Annotated in this window: 6 protein-coding genes; all 6 read right to left on the bottom strand. The window is 56.8% G+C overall.

Annotation, left to right across the window (positions count from 1 at the left end; all coding sequences use genetic code 11):
* The coding region (gene hslU, locus ACETWG_06430) for an HslU--HslV peptidase ATPase subunit (GenBank protein MFB0516223.1) at window positions 1–153 on the bottom strand (153 nt) is incomplete at its 3' end.
* Window positions 150–692, bottom strand: coding sequence for an ATP-dependent protease subunit HslV (gene hslV / locus ACETWG_06425; protein MFB0516222.1), 543 nt, complete (start codon window positions 690–692; stop codon window positions 150–152). The genes hslV and hslU, both read right to left, overlap by 4 nt.
* A 57-nt stretch (window positions 693–749) precedes the next feature.
* The gene (rpoN, locus tag ACETWG_06420; GenBank protein ID MFB0516221.1) at window positions 750–2,120 is read right to left on the bottom strand and encodes an RNA polymerase factor sigma-54; all 1,371 of its coding nucleotides are present in this window, start codon (window positions 2,118–2,120) and stop codon (window positions 750–752) included.
* A 3-nt stretch (window positions 2,121–2,123) separates the two neighbouring features.
* Window positions 2,124–2,888: an LPS export ABC transporter ATP-binding protein gene (gene lptB, locus ACETWG_06415; protein ID MFB0516220.1), complete on the bottom strand. Its 765-nt coding sequence runs from the start codon at window positions 2,886–2,888 to the stop codon at window positions 2,124–2,126.
* Entirely contained in the window at window positions 2,875–3,429 is a 555-nt protein-coding gene (gene lptC / locus ACETWG_06410; protein MFB0516219.1) for an LPS export ABC transporter periplasmic protein LptC, read from the bottom strand. The genes lptB and lptC overlap by 14 nt, the downstream gene beginning before the upstream one ends.
* Window positions 3,429–4,418: an SIS domain-containing protein gene (locus ACETWG_06405; protein MFB0516218.1), complete on the bottom strand. Its 990-nt coding sequence runs from the start codon at window positions 4,416–4,418 to the stop codon at window positions 3,429–3,431. The genes lptC and ACETWG_06405 overlap by 1 nt, the downstream gene beginning before the upstream one ends.
* Window positions 4,419–4,485: the final 67 nt, after the last annotated feature.

Genomic DNA, 4,485 nt, shown 5'->3' with positions numbered 1-4,485 from the left:
GTTGGGCATGATTTCTTCCCGCAGGTGATCCGGAACCTGCATGCGCCGCCAGCGGTTGCGCATCGCAATGGCCACCGATTTCTTGGCCGCCTGCTGCCCTACGATGTAACGGTCCAGCTCCTTGACAATCTGTCGGGGGGTTAATTCTTTCATTCCAGCTCGAGAATGGTCAGTTGGTTATTGGAATAAATACAAATCTCCGCCGTAATCTCCAGCGCCATCTTCACGATGGTCTTGGGATCCTTCTCACCGACCCTGATCAGGGCCCGCGCCGCCGCCATGGCGTAGCCACTGCCCGAGCCGATGCTGATGACCGCGTCCTCGGGATCGATGACATCGCCTGTGCCGGAGAGGATGTAGCTGTTCCGGATGTCCATCAGGGCCAGGTAGGCATCCAGTTCCCGGAGGTATTTATCAGTACGCCACTCCTTGGCCAGTTCTATCGCCGCCCGTTGCAGGCTCTGGTTGTACTCCTCCAGCTTGTTCTCAAACTTCTCAAACAGCGTGAGGGCATCGGCTACGGCCCCGGCAAATCCGCCCAGAACCTTCTGCCCGGCAAAAGCCCGCACCTTCACCGCCTTCGATTTCAGCTGCATCTCCCCCATGGTCACCTGGCCGTCACCGCCCATGGCTGCCTTGCGCCCCAGGCGTACCCCCAGGATAGTGGTTGAGTGGATGGGTGTCTGTTTCATGAAATCCTCTCGCTCCTCAATCGGCATAGGACCAACTAGCCGATTTCCAATTCTTTATCACAGCTCCCGCCTCAGCCGGGCCACCGGAATCTTCAACTGCTCCCGGTACTTGGCCACCGTCCGCCGGGCTACCGGATAGCCCTGCCCATTGAGACCCAAGGCCAGGGCCTCATCATTCAAAGGCTGCTGCTTGTCCTCACCGTCAATGAGCTTCTGCAGCTCCTGCTTGATGATGCGGGTAGATACCTCCTCGCCCTGATCGGTGGTCATCCCTTCAGAGAAAAAGTACTTCAACTCGTAAATCTCATGGGGCGTCTGAACGTACTTGCCGTTGGTCACCCGGCTGATAGTGGAAATATCCATGCCCACATCATCAGCGATATCCCTCAACACCATGGGCTTCAGGTGGCCTTGCCCTTTAAGGAAGAATTCCTCCTGCCGGGCGATAATCGCCCGCATAACCTTGACCATGGTCTCCCGGCGCTGCTGCACCGCCTGGATGAACCACCGGGCGCCTTCCACCTTGCGCCGCACAAACTGCCGGGCCTCCGAATCCAAACCCTGACCACCGCTGAGCATACCCAGGTACGTGGGACTGACATACAGCTCCGGTAAAGTGGTATCGTTCAACATGACCACCCACTCGCCGTTGTCCTCTCCCACCGTGAGGTCCGGCACGATATACTCTCCCATGACAGTGGCGGCGCCAATACCCGGCTTCGGGTTGAGGCGCGCTACAGTGTCAATGGCTGCCTGCAGCTCATCCTCACCACAACCCAGGGCCTGGATAATGCGTTGGTACCTGCGATTGGCGAAGTCTTCGAAGTGGCGCGCTACCAACTCCATGGCCAGACCATCCTCACCCCGCACCTCCAACTGGGCCAGGAGACATTCCTGCAGATCGAGGGCACCAACACCGGGTGGGTTCAGGTGCATAATCTCCTGCCGGACCTTGTCTACCGCTTCTTCCGAAACCTGCAGCCGGTCTGCCACCAAAAGCGGTTCGGCCGTGAGGTAACCTTCGTTGTTAATGTTCCCCAATAGCTCATCGGCGATCTTGAGCTCTTCCTCCGATAGCCCCAGGTCAACCAGCTGGTGGTGGAGGTTCTCAATAAACTCTTCTGAAGCGGCCAGCTGGATCTCGATTGCCTCTCTAGAATGGTCTTCAAAACGGGAGACGTTATAGTCTTCCGGGCTGTTGAACAGTTCCTCCCAATCAAATTCATCTTCACTCTCGGCGGTTTCAGATTCTTCGTCGGGGCTGGCTGGCAGGTCCTGCTCGGCCATCTCCAGGGCCGGGTTCTGCTCCAACTCGGCCAGGATACGTTCCTCCAGCATGAGGCTGTTCAACTGCAGGATACTGGACTGGAGGATTTGCTGGGGAGACAAATGCTGGATCAGTTTCTGGGTTTGTTGGAGTGTCGGCATACTCTAGGCCTTCTGTTTCTCCAGCTTGAATCTCTGGCCCAGGTACAGTCGCCGGGTCTCCTCGTCAGCAGCCAGCTCTTCCGCCGTCCCCGATTTTATCATGGCACCGTCGTACAGCAGGTAGGCCCGATCCGTGATACTGAGGGTTTCTCGCACGTTGTGATCGGTAATCAACACGCCGATGTCTCGCTCGCGTAGCTGCATAACGATACGCTGGATTTCCTCTACGGCGATGGGATCGATCCCGGAAAAAGGCTCATCAAGCAGCATGAAACTGGGGCTCATTACCAGGCTGCGGGCGATTTCGGTGCGGCGGCGCTCACCTCCCGACAGCGTGATCGCCTTGCTCTTGCGAATATGAGCAATATGCAGTTCCGCCAACAGCTTTTCCAGGCGTTCTTGCTGCTCATCGTCATTGAAATCACTCATCTGGAGAACCAAACGCAGATTTTCCTCCACCGTCAGACGGGTAAAGACCGAGGGCTCCTGAGACAAATAGCCCAGACCCTTGCGCGCCCGCAAGTACATCGGCATCTGGGTGATATCCTCCCCATCCAGAACCACCTTCCCGGCAGTGGGCCGAATCATACCGGTGAGCATGTAAAAGGTAGTGGTCTTCCCGGCACCGTTAGGACCCAACAGTCCCACGATCTCTCCCCGGTGAACTTCCAGGGAAACATCACGCACGACCTCCCGCTGGCCGTAGGTTCGATACAACCCATGTCCCCCCAGAATCTGCCGATCGGCTTCTTGATCAGTCCCTGACACCAAAATCCCGCTCCGTTACTCCCCACGGCTGGTAGATCTTCCAATGGGTCAGGTCCACATCCGATTCGAAACCGACACCATAAAGCGTATCACCTTCAAGGGTGCTAAATAAGACCGTATCCTGGGTTGTGACCATATCGTACTTGTCATCCCACCTCAAGGTTTCCGTTTGCAGTACCAGCCCACTATCCGAACGGATGACCACCTGCCCGAACGCGCTCATCGTATTGGCCTGACTATTCACATCGGCGCTGTCGGCGGAAAGGTGACTCATATGCTGACCACGCTCATCATAGAAATCGACATTTACCTGACCGATGAGGTGCGCCAGGTTCCGGTCATTATACTTAATCATCCGCTGAGAGTTCGCCACCGCCACTAAATAGACCCCTCGGGAAATGACAATGGTACTCTCCCAACTTTCATGATCGGGGTACATATCCTTGGAGCTGCCCCGCTGTTTGACTACCGGCGACTCCCGGCAAGCGCACATGAGCACCACCGCAGCTAAGAGCACGATCCGACCTATCCCCTTGGTCATCACCGGCGAATCCCCGACTTGAGGATGTCGTGAATATGAATAAGTCCCAGGGGACGCGTTTGGTCCTTCTCGTCGATCACGAAAAGTGAGGTAATGGCATAGTCTTCCATCATTGCCAGGGCATGCACCGCCAGGTCAGTGCCGACGATACATTTGGGATTTAGGGTCATGACTTCGCTGGCTTTTAGACCCAACAGCTGGTTATCGCGCTCCAATCCCCGGCGCAGATCGCCATCGGTGATAACACCCTCTAAGCGACCATCGTCATCCACCACGCCGGTCACGCCCAAGCCCTTTTCTGAAATGACGAAAATGGCCTGACGCATTACCGTGTCTAAATGAACTAACGGCAGCTCCTCGCCGCTGTGCATCAAGGATGCCACGGTGGTGAGCAATTTTTTCCCCAGAGTACCTCCAGGGTGGTAAAGGGCAAAGTGTTCGGGCTTAAAATCCCGCAGCTCCAGCAGGGCCATGGCCAGGGCATCGCCCATCGCCAGAGCGGCGGTGGTACTGGTGGTAGGGGCCAGGTCCATGGGACAGGCTTCCCGCTCCACGCTGGCGTCCAGGGTGATATTCGCCTTCCGTCCAATAGCGGAATCCACACGCCCCAGGATAGCTACAATCGGCACCTGCAACACCTCGATGGTGGGAAGCATCTTCAGGATATCCTCGGTCTCACCGCTGTTGGAAACCACCAGCAGAACATCGGACTTCTCCAGCATGCCAAGGTCACCATGGAGAGCCTCGCTGGGATGGATGTATAGGGCCGGGGTGCCGGTACTGGTGAGTGTGGCGGCGATCTTTCGCGAAATCTGCCCCGATTTACCCATACCGGTTACCACTATCCGCCCCGGGCAGCGGAACATCAGCTCCACCGCCTCCTCGAATTCCAGGCCAATACGCTCCGCCAGAACATTGACCGCCTCAGCTTCCTGACGGATAACCTCCCTGGCCAGGGCTCGGAGATCCTTTCGCTGCTGGTTACCCATTTTCCCCGAATGTGTGATACGTGGTCCTTAAACCGGCCACCACTTCATCAAATCGTCCCTGCTGCCT

This window comes from Candidatus Neomarinimicrobiota bacterium, assembly GCA_041862535.1.
Classification (GTDB): domain Bacteria; phylum Fidelibacterota; class Marinisomatia; order SCGC-AAA003-L08; family TS1B11.
Note: the sequence above shows the minus strand (reverse complement) of the source record. Positions and strands in the feature narration are given on the sequence as shown.